Raw genomic sequence first — 18,134 nt, forward strand, 5'->3', positions numbered from 1 at the left:
AATCTACCCTACATAACTATATAAATATGGCGACAAATGATTGCCATGGAGAGTTTATACAATGGTTGAAAATACTGTTAAATCGGTTAACCCGCGCTTTGCCAAGCTGGGTGCGATACTGCGCGTAACCAGTGGGAATTTCCTTGAGCAATTCGATTTCTTTCTGTTCGGGTTTTATGCCACCTATATCGCTAAAACCTTTTTCCCAACCGATAATGAATTTGCTTCGCTGATGCTGACATTCGCGGTATTTGGCGCCGGGTTTCTGATGCGCCCAATCGGGGCTATCGTGCTCGGGGCCTATATTGACCGGATTGGCCGGCGTAAAGGGCTGATGGTAACGTTGTCCATCATGGCCTGCGGGACTTTGTTGATTGCCCTGGTACCCGGCTATGCCACCATTGGCCTGTTGGCTCCGGTACTGGTGTTGCTGGGCCGTCTGCTGCAAGGGTTCTCTGCCGGCGTGGAGCTGGGCGGTGTCTCGGTTTATCTGGCCGAAATTTCCACTCCGGGAAATAAAGGCTTTTATACCAGTTGGCAATCCGCCAGTCAGCAAATTGCTATTATTTCGGCGGCTCTGATTGGTTATTATCTGAATGCCAATCTGACGCCGGAAGAAATATCAGCATGGGGCTGGCGTATTCCGTTCTTTATTGGCTGTATGATCATCCCCTTGATTTTCGTATTACGCCGTTCGCTAGTGGAAACCGAAGAATTCCTTAATCGGAAACATCGGCCTGATACCAAAGAGATCCTTTATACGGTGGTACAGAACTGGAAGGTGATCTTGGCCGGTATGCTATTGGTGGCGATGACCACGACTACCTTCTACTTTATTACCGTTTATACGCCCACCTATGGCAAAAGCGTGCTGCACCTTAGCGCGGAAGACAGTCTGATCGTCACCATGCTGGTGGGGTTATCCAACTTCTTCTGGTTACCGATCGGCGGGGCCATTTCCGATCGTATTGGCCGCAGAGCGGTATTAATGACCATCACGGTGCTGGCGTTACTGACCACTTACCCGGCGTTGGAATGGCTGACCCAGGCGCCGAGCTTTGAACGCATGACGATAGTGTTGCTGTGGCTGTCATTTTTCTTTGGCATGTATAACGGCGCGATGGTGGCGGCATTGACCGAGGTAATGCCGGTCTATGTACGAACGGTAGGCTTCTCGCTGGCGTTTAGCCTGGCAACTGCGGTGTTTGGCGGCCTGACGCCGATCGTTTCAACCGGCCTGGTGGAGATCACGGGTAGCAAAAGTTCCCCCGCCTACTGGCTGATGTTTGCGGCGTTTTCGGGGCTGATCGCCACTTGGATACTGTTTTACAAACTGGCCAAGAACGCCAAGACGGTGAGTGAAGTCGCCTGACGAGTCTGACTATTTTACTTTCTCTTGATGGCTGCGCTATGGCGTGGCCATTATTGTTTATCAGGCAAGTGGTTCGCTAGCAGATTGGTTAATTTGCGAACTTGATCACTTGACTGATCAAGTGATCCTGGCCTATGTTGAAGCTACCTTCTTTTCCGTTCCAGGGAGCCGTTCTCATGGGATCCATCCGCACGTTAAATGGTGATATTGCCGCCAGCCAGCTCGGCGTAACCTACAGCCACGATCATATTTACTGTATTCCTCCCTACTGGGCAGAGCGTGGGGATTACGATCTATTACTGGATGATCCGCAGGCTTCAGAGCAAGAACTGGCAGATTTCCATCAGGCCGGCGGCAATGCCATTTATGACGCCACGGCTCCCGATTATGGCCGTCAGGTGGTTGCCGTAGCCGAAATGGCCAAGCGGCAGCAGGTGCATATCATTGCCACCGCCGGGTTTAACAAAGGGTTCCTGTGGAGCAGCAAGCGGCCTGGATCGACGCAAAGCTTTGCAGAATGGATCGAAGGGGCTTCGATTGATGAACTGGTTGAACACGTTAGCCGTGAAGTCACTGAAGGTATCGAAGGCAGCGATTATCGCGCTGGCGTGGTGAAATGCGGCACCGGCTATAACACCATCTCCCCGCTGGAACGGAAAACCATGGAAGTCATCGTAAGGGCACAGCTTTGTACTGGAGCCCCGATGCATAGCCATACGGAAATGGGCACTATGGGATTAGAGCAGGCGCAGATATTTCAAGGTTTGGGGTTGGATTTGTCCCGCCTGTGCTTCGCTCATATGGATCGTAACCCCGATCCGTGGCTCCACCGTCAGATTGCCAACACCGGGGCATTTCTCTCTTTTGACGGTATGAGCCGGATAAAATATTACCCAGAACATATCCGCACCCAGGCCATCTTGGCGCTGTGCCAACGTGGCTACCAGAAACAAATTCTCATCGGCGGTGATTTCGCCCGTAAATCCATGAGTGCCCACTACGGTAAAGGCGGTCTGGGGCTGAAGTTTATTCTGGCCGACTGGCGGCCAAGATTTATCGAGGAGGCCCAAGAGGCAGGGTTTGATGGCGAAGCATTGCTGCATGATTTCTTCGTAGAAAATCCGGCACGCTACTTTGCTTTTGGCTAAGGAGGCCTCATGAAACTGCATGAGTTGAACGAGCAGCAGGCCAGGCAGGCGTTGGCGAAAGCACAGATAGCATTGTTGCCGCTAGGTGCAGTGGAGCCTCATGGCGACCACCTGCCGTTGGATACCGATAATTTATTGGCTGAGCGATTTTGCGCCTTGCTGGATGAGCAACTGGGGGAGGCAGTGCTAAGCCTGCCGGTGGTGTCCTACAGCCAGGTGTGGTCACTGCGTGGGCACGCAGGAGCGATCGATATTGGTAACGATCTGTTGACGCAATTATTGCTCTCGCTAGCACGCAATATGGCCGGTTACGCGATTACCACCACTGCGGTAATCAATGCGCACTACGGCAATTTTGATGCCATCAAGGCCGCCGCCAGGCAGTTGAAGGAGGAGGGTATCACGTTGCTCAGCTATAGCTGGGCCGGGATGGACAGCTGCGCCCAGCGGTTAAGAACTTCTGCGGTTGCCTATCCCGGCTATATGCATGCAGACGAGATTGAAACCTCGTTGATGCTGGCATTGGCCCCCGAACACGTCGAGATGACGCTGGCACGTTCGCACTACCCAGAATTTCCAGAGAATTTCCGCTATCAGCCCGTGCACTGGACGGAGTTTTCCGACTATGCGGTACTAGGCGATCCAGGCTGCGCCAGCGAGGAAAAAGGGCTGGCTTTGGTAAAGCACGCCTTGCAGACAACTCTGGCTTCCATCCGTCACCATTTAGCTGCAGGAGGCACTGATGATCGTTCGCCAGGCAATACTTATTGATAACTCGGCCAGTACTGCCGCAGACGCGATTCAGGCAGCGGGTCAGGCGCTTTGCCAGTCTGGTGCTTGCCGCCCGGAATATGTTGAGGCAATGGTGGCCAGCTACCAGGAGTTTGGTCCTTATTTTGTGATTGCCCCTGGATTGGCCATGCCGCATGCCCGTCCAGAGCAAGGGGCGATTAAAGCGCAGTTGAGTCTGGTGCGGCTGCGTGAACCGGTAGCGTTTGGCCACACAGAAAACGATCCGGTACAGGTTTTGCTGGGGCTGTCAGCTACCAGCAGCGAGCGGCATATTCAACTGATCCAGCATATCGTCACCCTGCTGGCAGACGAAAATAACCTGCAAACCCTAATGAATTCCCGCGACCCTGAGCAGCTTTATCAACTGATAGCCGGCGCGGGGTAACTCTCCTCACGGTTCAACTGTCACTTGAAATCCCCAGGGTAGCGATTTTGAAGGTTCAACTCGGAGCGAATACTAATGAAAATTCTGACGGTATGCGGTTTAGGCATGGGATCAAGCCTGATATTAAAAATGAACGTGGAAGCGGTATTAAAACAGCATGGGATCCAGGCTTCGGTGGAACATATGGATGTCTCTTCGGCGGCCTCGGCCAGTGCCGATCTGGTGATCACCAATGCCGAGCTGGTGGATAACCTGCAGCATCTCTCTTGCCCGGTGTCGGTCGTCAATAACTACATCGACAGCAAAGAGATCGCCCTGGCGCTGGAACAGGCCGGCATTATTAAGCAGGGGGAATAGCCATGAGCGAATTTCTGGGGGTATTGCGCTGGATCACGGTCAATATTTTTGGGGAAGCGTCTATTCTAATCGGCCTGATTGTGCTGCTGGGCTTGGTGTTACAAGGTAAACCGCTGGCGGATATTGTTTCTGGTACCTTGAAAGGCATTTTGGGGTTTCTGATTATCGGGGCAGGGGCGGGGATTATCGTCTCGGCCTTGCTCATCTTCCAGCCCATTTGGACGGAAGTGTTTGGCCTGAGTTCGATGAATCTGACGAATATTATCGGCCAGGTACATTTCTCCGAACGCTATGGCAGCAGCGTAACTATCGCCATTGCTGGCGGGTTTGCGCTTAACCTGCTGCTGGCTCGGCTGACCCGCTTTAAATATATCTATCTGACTGGCCACATGATGTTCTGGACCACGATGATTTTTGCCGGGGTGATGGTTAACAGTAATCCGGCCATTTCCGGCCTGCAACTGACGTTGATGCTGACGGTGATCATGGGGCTTTACTGGACGTTGCAGCCAGCGCTGGTACAACCCTGGGTGCGCAAGATCACCGGCAACGACAACGTGGCATTGGGGCACACCTCTGCCTCTGTGGCTTTGCTAGGGGCGTTGTTTGGCCAGATTTTCGCGGCCAACAAAATCAGCTCTGAAGATATCAAAGTACCGAAAAAACTGGGATTTCTGCGGGATTCTAACGTGGTGACCGCATTGACCATGTCGCTGCTGTTCTTTATTGGGACCTTTATTCTGCAAATCAAAGGTACGCCAAAAGCGGCTGAAATCCTGGCGCAGTCTGGCGACCTGAGTTTCTACATCTATGCGCTGAAACAGTCACTGATGTTTACCGGTGGTATTGCCGTGGTGTTGCTCGGCGTGCGGATGTTCATCGGTGAAATGGTGCCAGCGTTTAACGGTATCGGTTCACGCCTGGTGCCCGGAGCCAAACCTGCACTCGACTGCCCAATCCTGTTCAACTTTGCCCCCAATGCGGTGGTGTTAGGCTTTGTCGGTGCCTTTATCGGCTCGCTGTTGTGGCTCACCCTGATCGGCCGCTATACCGGCTACGTGTTTATCCCCAGCATGATCGTGATTTTCTTCCATGCCGGTACGGCAGGGGTATTTGGCAATATCACCGGCGGCTATAAAGGGGCGCTGTTGGCCGGATTTATTACCTCGACCGTGGTGGCCTGGGGGCAATATTTCTGTGTCAGCTATTTTATCAACGACACCATTCCCGACACCGCTCTGTGGGCCGGTGACAGCGATATGTTTGTGCTGGCACCGCTGATTGCGGCTTTAACCAGGCTGCTAACATTCTGATGTTGAGAGGGAAGGCTATGAGTAAAGCGTTGACCCAGTATTATGAGCAAATCCGGCAGAAGCTGGCCCAGTTGGAATCGCAGCCAGACACGATAAACCGTGCGGCGCAGATGATGGCGGACACGGTGCTGGCCGAGAGGGATCTGTTCGTTTTCGGTGCCAGCCATGCCGGCATTCTGGCCGAGGAGATGAGCTACCGGGCCGGTGGCTTGGCTATCGTTAATCCTTTATTTACCCCTGCACTGATGCTCAATGTCCGGCCATTGACGCTGACCAGCGCGGTGGAAAACGTTGAAGGCCTGGGACGGGTGTTGATCGAGCAATCACCGCTGCAAGCGGGGGATACGCTGCTGATCCACTCGGTTTCTGGCCGCAACGCCATTACCATCGATGTCGCGCTGGCCGCTCTGAAGGTTGGCGCGAAGGTGATTGCCATCACCAGTCTGGCCACCGCGGCCAGGGTGACATCCCGACACTCCAGCGGCAAGCTGTTGGTGGATATCGCCGATATCACCATTGATAACCAATGCGAGTATGGTGATGCCGCCGTCAGCCTGCCGGGATTGGCCCAGAAGGCGGCACCGCTCTCAACCATTATGGGGGCAACTATTGCCAACAGTCTGGTACTGCGGATCTGTGAACTGATGCAGCAGAAACAGCGCACTCCGCCGATCCTGGCAAGCGCAAACATAGACGGCAATCAGCAGATAAATCAGGATATACTTGACGCTTACAGGAGCCAAATACACTACCTCTGAGCGGAGCATCAGTATGTTTGAGTCGGATGGACTGCCACTGTATCTCAGGATAAAAGGCATTATCCTGCAACGGATTATCACCTTTACCTATGACGATAAACTCCCCGGCGAGTTACTGCTTGCCGATGAGTTTAAGGTCGCCCGCGGGACCATCAAGCAAGCGATCGATTCACTGGCCAGTGTTGGCATGGTGCATCGGGAGCAGGGCAAAGGGACCTTCATCAATCGTGATGCGTTGCATAAACACTACACCGATCTGCCAGATGTCCTGCTGAGCTTTAATTCGGCTATGCCGGTTGAAGTAGAAATCCTTTCCCTGTTATCGACCATGGCCGATCAAGAGGTGGCTGAGCGGATGCATCTGGATTTAGGCCACCAACTGATGCGTCTTGAGCGGTTGTTCATGCAGGGGGAGAAAGTGGTGGGCCATTCGATCACCCACTTGAATGGACGGGTGTATAACGATCTGAGTCATGTTGACGGAAGCAGCCCGCTGTATGAACAACTACGAGAAACGTTCGGTTATTCTCCAACCAAGGCAACGGAACGTTATTTACCGATGATCTGCGATGCCAAACTGGCCAGCTTGCTGAACATCGAGCAAGGCTCGGCTTTGTTCAGGGTTGAGCGGACCGCCAGTAATCTGGACGATGTGGTACTTGAATACAGCATCACTCATACTCAGGATGCTGCACTGTCGTTACAGATCGTCGCTAATCAGAGCGTGGTGAACCAGCAATGGAACTGCACCATTAATAAGGCGCCGTGAGTTGATAGCCCCCTTTCCGCGCAAGAGAGGGGGCGCCGAATTCAGCGGGTGGGGTGGGAAACGTGTTCGGCGGCAGCCTTGTTCGCTCTAGCCACTGCCTGCGGTAATGTTTGCCCTTGTAACAATGAGGCGCACAACATGCCCATAAAACAGTCACCGGCACCGTGAGTGCTGACCAGCTCGACCTTCAGCGCCGGAAGGGATTGGCTGCTGCTACCGGCCTCACAGAAGGCGACGCCATGTTCACCCGCAGTGACCACCACGGCCTTAAAACTAGCGCTCAATGCCTCGGCAGCCATACAGGCCTGCTGCAAATCGTTGACCGTAATGCCACTAAGATCGCGTGCTTCAACCGCATTGACCACCAGCAGATCGATGCAAGCCTGGAGCTGTGCGCTGAGTTCACGGGCCGGAGCGGCGTTCAGGCAGACCAACGCACCGTGATTTTTGGCCTGTTTGGCGGCAACCAGGTTAATCGCTTCGGGCACTTCGTTTTGTAGTAACAGCATGCCGGTATCTTGCCAGAGGCTACCCTGATCCAACTGCTGGGGAGCGATCAGGTTGTTGGCATTCGAGACCACCACTGCACCATAATCACCTTCGGCATCCATAATAGCGACGCTCATACCGGAAGGTGCCGCCGAGGTTATCTCGACGTGGCGCGTATCAACCTGGTTTTCCATTAGCACCGCGAGCAGGAATCTACCCGGATCGTCAGCGCCTACCGCGCCAACGAAGCTGACCTGCGCCCCCGCCTTGGCTGCCGAAACCGCTTGATTGCCCCCTTTGCCACCAAATTTATAGGCGCAACTGCTACCGATCACCGTTTCGCCTTTTTCTGGCCGATGGGGCGCCTGCAGCATAATGTCGTAATGAAGACTGCCAGCGACTACGATTTTACTCATGTTAGTATTCTCTTAAATCACGGACCGCCTGCTGGGTTTTCATCAGATTCTTTTCAGCCTGCTTCAAATCCTTTTTCGCAATCGCCACAAACAGTGCATCAAGGATATTAAGTTGAGCAATGCGTGCCGCTGCGTTTTCCCCAAGCAAATGCGAACCCTGTGAGGTTGAATTGAGAACCACATGCGCATTACGCGCAATGGGCGACTCGGCATAATTGCTGATGGCAATCACCTTGGCACCGTTGCGCGCGGCCAGCTTAATGGGATCGTTGACCGCACGGGTAGCGCCGGAATGGCTGATTGCCACCACGGCATCATCATCCGATAAGATCGCAGCAGACATCAGCATGGTGTGGGCATCATCGTAGACCGTCGATTTAATCCCGATCTTTAGCAGCTTATGCGCCAGATCGCGGGCAATGGTGGCCGAACCACCGACGGCATAGAGATCGATGTGCCGAGCCTTGAACAGAATATCTGCGGCGCGGTTAAATTCAGAAACGTCTAGAATAGAAATGGTTTCTTCTATTGCCTGAATCGACGTTTTGAATACCTTTTCCAGTAATTGCTCCGACGAATCATCAGGCTCAATTTCTGCATGCAAACTTGCTACTTCAGAATAGTTATAGTAAATCAAACTGCTTCTGAACTCTCTGAAGCCAGAGAAGTTGAGCTTTTTTGCCAGTTTAACTACCATCCCCTCAGAAACTTTATTTTCCAGCGCAATCTCTTTTAATGAGGTTTGCTCGGATAAATCAGTTTTCGAGGTGATCGAGTCCACCACTTTTCTTTCCAGTGGCGTCAGTTGTGGCAATCTCATGCGAATTTGAGCGCCAATTGCTCGCGGATCCTGCTTCATTACTTGCCTCTTGTCGCTCGGTCAATCAACATGGCTATGATAATAATAAGCCCTGTGGCAAGCAATTGATAAAACGCCTGAATATTTAGCAACGTCAATCCGTTACGTAACGAGCCCAGAATGATGGCGCCGATCAGCGTGCCGATCACACTGCCTTTGCCCCCCATCAAGGATGCCCCACCTATAGCGGCAGCCGCGATGGCATCCAATTCCCACAGGTTGCCCATTGTCGGTTCGGCAGCACCCAGGCGGCCAATCAGGATCAGTGAAGCCAGCGAGGCCAACACGCCGGAAATCACAAACACCGTCACTTTGGTTCTTTTTACCGGTACACCGGCTACGCGTGCAGCCTCTTCGTTACCGCCAACCGCCAGAATATATTCCCCCAGCGGAGTTTTATTCATCACCACCCACAGGATGATGGCGATGGTAACCACAATCACGATCGGGCTTGGCACACCGAAAATTTCGCTGTTGATGAAATTACGAAACTCCATTGGGATGCCAAAGATAGGGTTGCCGTTGGTAAAGATCAGTGCCATGGCCCGGAACAGCGAGAGGCCGCCCAGGGTGACAATGAAAGGCTGTAATCCGGCGTAGGCTACCAGCGTGCCGCTGAAAACCCCACACAGTGCGCCCACACCCAAGGTTGCCATTATCGCCAGCGGTACGGGCACCCCAGCGACCATCAGCGTAGCACCCAGCACCGCGGATAACGCCGCCGTTGGCCCCACCGAGAGGTCGATACCGCCGGAGATAATCACCAGCGTCATGCCCAGGGCAATAATGCCGTTGATCGACGATTGCTGTAAAATATTCAGCAGGTTAGGCACCGTTAAAAAACCCGGTGACAGCAGCGAGAAGGTGACCACAATGATCAGTAAACCAATCAGTGTGCCCGCATCACGCAAATTAAACTTGAATAGCGCCGAGGACGGCACTTTAGGCTGAGCCTTACCCTGAGTTATCATAATGATTGCCTTAATAAAAATATAAGATACAGAAGCCGTTTTTAATTCAGATCGTTAATCGCATAACGAGCGATATTTTCTTCTGTAATATCGTCGCCTTTGAGTTCCCGGGTAATTTTCCCTTCGCGCATCACCAGTACCCGATCGGAGATACGAATAATTTCTGGCATTTCGGATGAGACCACTACAATAGCCTTTCCTTGCTTGGCGAGTTTTTCGATTAAATTATAAATTTCTGATTTGGCGCCGATATCGATCCCACGCGTGGGCTCATCAAATAAAAATACTTTATTATCTGCCGCGACCCACCGGCCAATAATGACCTTTTGCTGATTACCGCCACTCAAGGTGCCGATGGGTTTATCAATATTCAGCGGGCGCAGGTTTAAGTCGGACATCACTTCCAGGGCCAACTGGTTTAGTTTGGTTTTTTTTAACCAGCCGTAACGGGTGAAGTTACTCATCGAGGGCAGCGCCATATTCATTTTTACCGCTCGCTCTTTAATAATACCCTCTTTTTTGCGATCTTCCGGCACCAAACCGATGCCAGCCTTGATTGCCGAGCTGACATTAAGCTTTTTCACCGGCGAGCCTTCAACCAACACTTGGCCGCTGGTTTTGGCGTCGATACCGGCGATCAGCTTCAGTAGCTCGGTACGGCCTGCGCCGACCAGGCCTGCGATCCCCAGAACTTCTCCTGCCTGTACGCTGAAGCTGGCTGACAGTACGGCTTTGTCGCGTCCAAGGTCTTCTACGCGCAAAATTTCTTTGTCGGTGACATAAGAGTGATGCTGCACTTTCTCAATCTTGCGTCCGACCATTTTGGTGACGATGGTTTCTTCCGTTTCGTCGCAGATATTGACCACGCCGACCTGTTTACCATCGCGTAAAATCGTGGCGCGATCGCAGACTTTAAAAATCTCATTCATCTTATGCGAGACATAAATCAGCGCGACGTTCATCGATTTAAGATCGGCGATCAACTCGGCCAGCCGATCAAATTCCCTTGGCGTCAGGCTGGACGTTGGCTCATCCATCGCAATGATTTTGGCCTCATCCAGTAATGCCCGGGCAATTTCGACGATCTGCTGCTGAGAGACCTTCAGATTCTTGATTGGCTCGTTCGGGTCGATGGTGGGATCGAGCCGTCTCAGGATCGCCTTTGCCCTTGCGTACTGGGCTTTCTTATCCACGAACAGGCCCTGGCACTGGGTCAGCGGCCTGCCAAGAAACATATTCTGCGCTACGGAGAGTTCAGGAACATGCTGCAATTCCTGGTGGATCATGGCGATCCCCGCCTGGCGTGCGGAAAGCGGGTTTTTCATCAGGATCGTTTGACCTTCAACCTGGATTTCACCAGAGTCAGCTGCCCGTACTCCAGAGAGAATATTCAGCAGCGTCGATTTCCCTGCGCCGTTTTCCCCGATTAAGGCATGGACTTCCCCGTGCCTGACCGAAAAATCTACGTCCTGAACCGCAGCCGCGCTGCCGTAGGTTTTATTAATGCCACGCATCGTTAAACAAAACTGTTCCATAAACCCTCCGTCGCCTGGCTTATTGCTGTACCAGCAGTTGGCGCAGTTTCTCGTTGTCTTTGGTGGAGAAAGCATCCGCGTTTTCTTTGGTGATCAAAGCCTGTGGGGTGGAGACTACGCGTGAAATTTTCTGCCCGTCGATAAGGCGCAACATTACTTCCATCGCCACTTCGCCAGTCAGTACTGGGAAGCTGTCCACTGTGCCGGTCAACTCACCGCGTTTGATGGAAGCATAGGCATCGGAAATCCCATCGGTACCAAACACTGCGACCTGGTTGGTTTTACCCTGTGCGCGAACCGCTTCAACCACTCCGAGTGCCATACCGTCGTTGTTGGCGTAGAAACCAACCATATCCGGATGCTGCTGCAAGATAGTGGTGGCGGCGTTATAGGCATTTTCCCGGCTCCAGTTGGCTGGCACGCTGGCGACTACGGTGAACTTGCCGTTGGCACCAATGGTTTCCTTGAACCCCTTGGTTCGCTGTGTGGCGGCATAAACGCCAGCCTGGCCTTCGATCACCGCGACTTTGCCACCTTCCGGATGATGCTGGATAAACCAGTTGGCGACCCGGACACCGTTATCTTTCTGTACGTTACCTACGTAATGGGCGGCACTGGGCATGACGGCGTCGTTGACGTTGACTACCGGGATGCCCTTGCTTTTCGCTACTTCATAGGCGGGTTGCAGGTTGGCGTCCGTTTGTGGAGAAACCAGCAGGCCATTAAAGCCTTGGGAAATCAATGTTTCCGCGATCGAGAGTTGGCCTAGCTGATCGTCTTCATTGGCTGCGGCCTGATAGGCCACCATAAAGCCGTACTTTTTGGCCGTGGTTTGGTAGCCTTCCCCCAGGGAACGCCAATATTCGTTGGTAAGCGTTTTGGATACGCCGCCGATCTTCAGCTTGCTGTCCACCGCTGGCATGGGGCCATATTTGGCACTAAGCTCGGTCCAATCGGTACGGTCGGGTTCGGTATCAGACTGTAACGGTGGCAGATCGGCAGCATAGACACTGGTGCAAAACAGGGTAGAGGCGAGTACAGAAAGTAAGTGCTTTTTCATCTTCTTCTATCCTTGGTGCTGTGAGTTATTATTAGAGGCACCCGTTGGGCGCCCGGTTGCTGGTTCTATTTCGCCAGCATGATGTCGTTAACAATTTGCTGTGAGGCAACGGCGTCTTGCTTGCTGATGGCGCTCATCAACTCAGGGTTATTGTCGAGCTGCTTGCACAGTTTCAGCAGGCGGGTCACCGTTGCGATATTGGTTTCGGCTTCACGCACCGGATCCAGGCCGCTGGCGTCTGGGAAGGTGTCAAAATAGTAAGCCCCCGTGTAGCCGTCACGCTGCATCTGCCAGAGGAATTCCAGCGTCGCCCGTGGGTTGACCGAAGCCACCATCAGGCCATCGTCGCGTTTGCCCCAACCATCGTTCAGATCAAGACCCATAAGGCGAGAGCGGCGGGCGACCATGGCGGCGGCAAAGGCCGGGATCTCGTTGGCAAACAGCACGTGGGCAAAGTCGAGCGTGATACCCAGATTCGCACAGCCAGCTTCTTCAACCGCCAGCAGGCAGGTGGTGACGTTGGGAAAAATGCTGTAGGCCCGTGGCTCATTAGGTTTGTATTCGATACTGATATCGACATCTGGAGCATATTCGGCCACTTCACGTACCGCGGAGACGGCGTCTTCCCAGATTTTTTTGTAATCTGCCTGGAAGCAATAATCAAAACCATCCTGGCCCATCCACAGGGTCATTAAACTGGCACCAAACTCACGGCCCGCATCTATCCCACGCTTGGTCAGTTCGATCGCCTGGCGGCGGATTTTTGGGTCCGGATTGGTGAACGCCCCAATCTTGAATTCTGGCGCATCCCAGCGCATTTGCATGCCATTCACCGCCAGGCCAGCCGCTTCGATCTTTTGGCTCATGGTTTTGACATCCTCATTGATGTGCTGAGGGTAGTTTAAATCCAGGTGGGTCAATCCCTTGACCGTTCCGGCCCGCTCAATCATTTGCGATACAGAGGGTTTGCCTTTTAGTTCTGGCCAGTAAAGATTGGCTCCTGAGGCAAAGGAGTTCAAACGGGTGGCGAATTTAAGTTCTGACATGAGGTGTCCTTGGTCAATGGTTCTGTAATGTACTTTCCTTCTTCACGATTTTTCGTAAAGTAGTATTTTTCTATCACTAGCCATTGACAACTGCAAGCTCACTCGTCGTTTTATTAATCACTTTGCGAGGTCATTCACGAAATTTCGCTACAGGAAGGCTTTACCACAGAGGAAATAGCCAGGAGCGAGAGAGGTTGAGACGGTGAGGGGAGCAATACGGTGGGATTGGCAGAGGTGAACATGGGACTAGACAGGCCAGTTGGCTGGCCTGCACTTTACGCGGGTTACACCATTGGGCGGATATAGTCCCACAGGCGTTCCCAGTTAATCAGCACCAATACCACGGTGGCGGAAAACAGAATAAACATGATCTTTGAGAACATGATATCAACACTCCTTGTTAATAAAACGGTATCCCTGCCCGGATTAAGGACGATTTTCAGGCAGTGTACAGGGGGATAACCAGGCGATATAGAGGCGGTGAAACATTTCAGAAAAGACCAGGTTTATGGTCAATAAATGGACAGTTGGCGAGGGTTTGATGATAGGGCAGAGATTTCCCTGCCCCGAGTTTTAACACGACATTAATTCAGGATGCCGTTTAGCACCAGCATGGTGATCATCCCGCCTACAGCGGGGATAAGAGTACGGCGGACAATCATAAACGGCGAGCATTCACCGGCCTTGCTGACGGCAATGATCACCCCGGCCACCGGGGAAATCGATCTTCCCATACCGGCCATCAGTTGCATTGGCAGGATCATGCTGACGGCGCTTTCGCCAAATTTGGCGGCAATGCCTGGAGCCAGCCCGGAGAAGGAGAAGAACGCAGCCACGCCGGAGCCGGTCAGCGCCGCGGTCACGCAGACCAGCAGGGCCATCACTATCGTCATATTGCCAAAACCGAAGCCCGCGGCCTGAACGGTGTGAATAATGAAGTCAACGGCCCCGATGATCTGCAAGCCCTGGGCGAAAACGTCGGCACACACCAGCAGGGAAACGATGCTGGTAAACATGGTGCCCATGCCTTTGAAGAACACCTGGATGCCCTTGCAGGCGGTTTTGAAATCCCTCCGTACCAGCAACTCGCAGAAAAATGCCAACAGGGTGCCGATAATCATCGCCGTCACCACGTCAATCTTGATGCTGCTGATCACCAGCGGGCTGAAGACGATCACCAGTATCACCGGGAACACCGGCAGGAAAGCGTAGAATGCCGGTACCTTGGCTGTATCTTCGCTGGTTGGCTGTTCCACCTGCAGTTGGGTAACGATATGCCCGTCTTTGGCGTCAAAGTAGCGTGCGGTGAAGAAGATCAGTACCGCTACCGCCAGCATCACGCCGGTGGCGACCGGCAGTTGGTAGTGGGCAAAGTAGACTGCGGTTTCCATACCGGCATGTTTGGCTGCCAGGTTGGCGGTGCCCACTGCCGGGCCGAGATCCATAAACGCCGACATACCGATCATCGAGGCGGCGGCGGCTTTACTGACTCCAAGCCGCACCAACACCGGGAAGAAGGTGACCAACAGCAGCATCGCCAGACCGGCCGCGCTGGAAATCGCCACGTGCAGCAACTGGGATAATATGTAGCCGATCGCCAGGATCAGGTAAGGAGCCTTGATCATCTGCAAGGGTTTGATGCACAGATTTACCATCGAGTTCGACGCTTTGATGTGATCCATATAATCGGCAAAACCGCCCGCCGCCATAATGATCAAACCGATGCCCGCCACCTGGGTGGTCAAAGACTCTTTCACGAACGCGAAAATATCCCCGCCAACCCAGCCGATGGATTTGGCCTTGCCGTACAATATCGATTGATCGGGAAAGAACACCGCCGTGATCAGCAGCAGGCTCAGCCCCGCCAGCAGTAACACGGTTTGCGGCTGGTAGTTTTTGATAATAAACCAGGCCGCCAATACGGTAACGATCATCCCGATGATAAATCCAGTCATCATGTCCCCTTATGAGTGTTTGGCAAAAAACTCATGCAATAGCGTGTTGTAATAATCCGGAGCCTGGAAATAAGGCGCATGGCCCATCCCGGGCATCTCGATATGTTGGGTGTAGGGCACCAGCGCCAGCAGATCGGCTTTGAGCTGTGGTTGCACCACGGCGTCTTTTTCACCGGTGAGGATCAGCGTTGGCATCTTGAGCTGGGGCAGTAGCGGGCGGTTGTCGGCTAGCTGCAACATGCGAGTGGCACGCCTCAGGCCTTCCAGGTTGGTGCCTGCTGCAATTTCTGCCGCATAGTCCAGCACTGCCGCAGGTACATCTGGGAACGGCAGCAGATCACGTGCGCGGTTTCTGCCGTAGGCTTCGCGGCCAATTTCGGCGAGCTCTTTCAGCCGCTTTTCCAGCTTTTCCGAGCTGGGTGCCGACTCTGGCGCGCCATAGCCGGGATGGGTGCAGGACAACACCAGGTTTTTTACCCGCTCTGGATAGCGGGCGGCGTAGCGGCTGGCAACGGAGCCGCCCATTGAGTGCCCGACGAGGGAAACTTTCTCTGCCCCGCAGTGTTGCACCCACTCATGCAGCATCTGCACAAAAGCGTCGATATCGGCCGGAACCAGCGCGGAGTCGGCATAACCGGGCGCATCCCAGGCCATGACGCGGTAGTGGGGAGAAAAGGCGGCAAACTGGAATGGCCAGGCCTTCGAGCTGCCCAGAATACCGTGTAAAAAGATCAGGGTTTCGCCCTCACCGCAAGCGCGGAAAGATAAATTCCCCTGTGAGGTACGTAGAATTTGCTGCTCAGGGCAAACAGGGATTGCGCTGTTTTCACTGCTCATGATAAAGCCTCTTTTCATTAAATAAACGCCAGAGATGGATTGCTACATGGCATTCTGGTGAGTCAATGCTTAGCCCTGAAGCAACAGGGCTATAAAGATGGTTGATGAATATTCACACTGCCTGGTGTTGGTGTTATTTATTAAAAACGTTAAATGCCTCGAATAACGACTCCATGACGTTGAAGTTCTCGTTTAATTCGTTGCTTTTCACTTCGCCCATATAATTAACCAGCGCCTCGATTAATACGAAGCCAGCGCTACGGCTGCTGAACAGCCCGCTATGCTGGCTCTCCATCAGCAACATCGCCGTGGCGAAGTGGCTGAACGGATTGACGGCATTATCGGTGATGACGATGGTATCGCCACGATTTTGATAAAACCATTTTATTAACCTTGTCGTCACGCTGGAAAAACGATAATAAGAAATCGCCAGTAGCACATCGCCCTTTCTCGAGTCGATTAGCTTATGCGGTAAATTGGCAATATTGGCATCCAGCAGCACAATGTCTTTTTTGATATAGCGGCCAAGCAGATAAAAATACTCGGCCAAGGCATGTGCCGTTGCGCTGCCAATCACATACAGCCTTTTTTCCGGATCGCAAATCAGCGCGATGGTTTTCTCCAAATGCTGGCGATTGATGTTTTTCAACGTATTGTTGATATTATCGGTGATCTCGCTGCAGTGTTTTTCAATGAATTCGATGCCGTTTTTTCTGTTTTTGCTGTTGTCGAAGCGTTCTATGGGGGAGATGTTTCTGCGTTGCTCAGGCTCGATGGTGGACTCTTTGAAGTCGCGAAAGCCGGTGAAGCCGAGCTTCATCATAAATCGCCCCAAGGTAGACTTGGCGATGTTGATTTCATGACAAACATCAATCACTTTGCTGTAGGGAATGGACTCAAAGTGTTTGTCAAAATAGTCGATGATACGCCGATCCGTTTCGGTCAGATTATCAATGTCAGCAATACGTTGAGTGAATTCCGCTCTGTTCATGTCAGTTTTCCCCTCTACGTAATTTCTTCCTTCATTAATAACAAAACCCAAGGCAGAAAAAAGGGGAATCAAAAATTCCCTTGTCAGAAGTGTGTGTCATCTCTCATTCCCTTCTGACCCGCGCTACCGCTTGCTTTGGCAGTAGCGCGTTCTCCTCGAATTACGGTTGTACCTTGAACTCGCCATGCTGTTCAAACCAGGCAAATTGCTCGGCGCCATAGGCAGACATCTTCGAGCCGCTATGCCCTACATCGGGTAAGGTCGTAAAGCGCCAGTTGAAGTCGACCTTATAGCGTTTGGCTTTCTGCTGCGCCGTCAGGAAATAGCTTTGTGCACGGGTTAACCGGCTATCCCCCTGCGCCATGGCTTCATAAGAACGGCGCAGCAAAGGGTGATACGGATCGTTATCTTTTTCACCGACGGTGATCAGCACGGGTTTGGCAAAATAGTCGGCCAGCTGTTTTTGCGTCACTTTCACTGGCGCATTGTCCAGCCCATAGGGCCATGGGTTTTCCACATCTGGCATGGTCCACCATCCCGCTGCTGCACAAATGGCGGCTTTGACATTGGCCTCAGGAACAAAGGTCAGCATCCGGTGAACAAACTGGCAGCCAGCGCTGTTGCCAAATAAATAATAGTCTTGTTGTTTGGTGACCCCTTGTTTTTGCATATCGGCAAACAGATCGTCAATGACCGTGAAGGCCCATTCCCCTTTAGGGTTGACCTGGTGGGTTTTGGCATTCTCAATATTCCCCAGATTATAGCCGTCGTTACCGGGATAATCGGCTTCGGAGAACAGCGGAGCGATGACGATAAGTTTGTTTTTCTTGGCATTCTCTACCCATGAGTCGCGGTACTCAGCGGCGTTACGGTTCAGCCCGGTCAGGACAAACACCACCGGGGTGTTGGCGTTGGCTCCAGGAGGCTGGTAGCTGAAGACTTCCATCTTCTTGCCGGTTTGTGGCACGGTGAAATCGAAACTACCGCTCTCTTTTGGCAGGGGGGCCGCATGGCTGAGGCTGGCACTCAACGCTAACACGGCGAATAAACTGAGTTTGCTGTTCATGATTTTCATCCTTGT

18 protein-coding genes are annotated in these 18,134 nt (G+C 52.7%); 8 read left to right on the top strand and 10 right to left on the bottom strand.

What is annotated here, in order from left to right; genetic code table 11:
- The first annotated feature begins 61 nt into the window (after nt 1-61).
- The 8 genes from tcuC (at nt 62) to WN53_RS15235 (ending at nt 6,894) form a co-directional block, all read left to right on the top strand.
- A complete protein-coding gene (gene tcuC / locus WN53_RS15200; RefSeq protein WP_024484929.1) occupies nt 62-1,372 on the top strand; it encodes an MFS transporter in 1,311 nt (436 codons plus the stop codon).
- Nucleotides 1,373-1,548: 176 nt separating this feature from the next.
- Nucleotides 1,549-2,520 (top strand): phosphotriesterase family protein, encoded by a 972-nt coding sequence (locus tag WN53_RS15205; protein ID WP_024484930.1) that lies wholly within the window; start codon nt 1,549-1,551, stop codon nt 2,518-2,520.
- Nucleotides 2,521-2,529: 9 nt separating this feature from the next.
- The gene (locus tag WN53_RS15210) at nt 2,530-3,291 is read left to right on the top strand and encodes a creatininase family protein (protein ID WP_024484931.1); all 762 of its coding nucleotides are present in this window, start codon (nt 2,530-2,532) and stop codon (nt 3,289-3,291) included.
- Nucleotides 3,263-3,697, top strand: a complete 435-nt coding sequence (locus WN53_RS15215; protein WP_024484932.1) for a PTS sugar transporter subunit IIA — start codon at nt 3,263-3,265, stop codon at nt 3,695-3,697. Before WN53_RS15210 ends, WN53_RS15215 begins: the two co-directional genes overlap by 29 nt.
- Before the next feature lie 75 nt (nt 3,698-3,772).
- Nucleotides 3,773-4,054: a PTS sugar transporter subunit IIB gene (locus WN53_RS15220; protein ID WP_024484933.1), complete on the top strand. Its 282-nt coding sequence runs from the start codon at nt 3,773-3,775 to the stop codon at nt 4,052-4,054.
- A gap of 2 nt (nt 4,055-4,056) precedes the next feature.
- Nucleotides 4,057-5,367 (top strand): PTS ascorbate transporter subunit IIC, encoded by a 1,311-nt coding sequence (locus WN53_RS15225; RefSeq protein ID WP_024484934.1) that lies wholly within the window; start codon nt 4,057-4,059, stop codon nt 5,365-5,367.
- Nucleotides 5,368-5,384: 17 nt separating this feature from the next.
- On the top strand, nt 5,385-6,125 hold the full coding sequence (locus tag WN53_RS15230; protein WP_024484935.1) for a sugar isomerase domain-containing protein: 741 nt from the start codon (nt 5,385-5,387) through the stop codon (nt 6,123-6,125).
- A gap of 13 nt (nt 6,126-6,138) precedes the next feature.
- Complete coding sequence (locus WN53_RS15235; protein WP_024484936.1) at nt 6,139-6,894, top strand: GntR family transcriptional regulator; 756 nt, start codon at nt 6,139-6,141, stop codon at nt 6,892-6,894.
- A 41-nt stretch (nt 6,895-6,935) separates the two neighbouring features.
- Here WN53_RS15235 and WN53_RS15240 read toward each other — a convergent pair whose 3' ends face one another.
- From WN53_RS15240 to WN53_RS15285, 10 genes are all read right to left on the bottom strand, one after another.
- A complete protein-coding gene (locus WN53_RS15240) occupies nt 6,936-7,799 on the bottom strand; it encodes a ribokinase (protein WP_024484937.1) in 864 nt (287 codons plus the stop codon).
- 1 nt (nt 7,800) lies between these two features.
- Nucleotides 7,801-8,658 carry a MurR/RpiR family transcriptional regulator gene (locus tag WN53_RS15245; protein ID WP_024484938.1) on the bottom strand — a complete coding sequence of 286 codons (858 nt, stop codon included), beginning with the start codon at nt 8,656-8,658 and terminating at the stop codon, nt 7,801-7,803.
- Nucleotides 8,658-9,629, bottom strand: a complete 972-nt coding sequence (locus tag WN53_RS15250; RefSeq protein ID WP_024484939.1) for an ABC transporter permease — start codon at nt 9,627-9,629, stop codon at nt 8,658-8,660. The genes WN53_RS15245 and WN53_RS15250 overlap by 1 nt, the downstream gene beginning before the upstream one ends.
- A 41-nt stretch (nt 9,630-9,670) precedes the next feature.
- The gene (locus tag WN53_RS15255) at nt 9,671-11,164 is read right to left on the bottom strand and encodes a sugar ABC transporter ATP-binding protein (protein WP_024484940.1); all 1,494 of its coding nucleotides are present in this window, start codon (nt 11,162-11,164) and stop codon (nt 9,671-9,673) included.
- Between the two features lie 19 nt (nt 11,165-11,183).
- Nucleotides 11,184-12,224 carry a sugar ABC transporter substrate-binding protein gene (locus WN53_RS15260; protein ID WP_024484941.1) on the bottom strand — a complete coding sequence of 347 codons (1,041 nt, stop codon included), beginning with the start codon at nt 12,222-12,224 and terminating at the stop codon, nt 11,184-11,186.
- A gap of 65 nt (nt 12,225-12,289) precedes the next feature.
- Nucleotides 12,290-13,270 carry a TIM barrel protein gene (locus WN53_RS15265; RefSeq protein WP_024484942.1) on the bottom strand — a complete coding sequence of 327 codons (981 nt, stop codon included), beginning with the start codon at nt 13,268-13,270 and terminating at the stop codon, nt 12,290-12,292.
- 584 nt (nt 13,271-13,854) lie between these two features.
- Complete coding sequence (gene dcuC, locus WN53_RS15270) at nt 13,855-15,225, bottom strand: C4-dicarboxylate transporter DcuC (protein ID WP_024484943.1); 1,371 nt, start codon at nt 15,223-15,225, stop codon at nt 13,855-13,857.
- A 9-nt stretch (nt 15,226-15,234) separates the two neighbouring features.
- Nucleotides 15,235-16,062: an alpha/beta fold hydrolase gene (locus WN53_RS15275; RefSeq protein WP_024484944.1), complete on the bottom strand. Its 828-nt coding sequence runs from the start codon at nt 16,060-16,062 to the stop codon at nt 15,235-15,237.
- Between the two features lie 133 nt (nt 16,063-16,195).
- Entirely contained in the window at nt 16,196-17,053 is an 858-nt protein-coding gene (locus WN53_RS15280; RefSeq protein ID WP_024484945.1) for a MurR/RpiR family transcriptional regulator, read from the bottom strand.
- A 160-nt stretch (nt 17,054-17,213) separates the two neighbouring features.
- Nucleotides 17,214-18,119 carry an alpha/beta hydrolase family protein gene (locus WN53_RS15285; protein ID WP_024484946.1) on the bottom strand — a complete coding sequence of 302 codons (906 nt, stop codon included), beginning with the start codon at nt 18,117-18,119 and terminating at the stop codon, nt 17,214-17,216.
- Nucleotides 18,120-18,134: the final 15 nt, after the last annotated feature.

The organism is Serratia fonticola (assembly GCF_001006005.1).
Taxonomy (GTDB): Bacteria; Pseudomonadota; Gammaproteobacteria; order Enterobacterales; family Enterobacteriaceae; genus Chania; species Chania fonticola.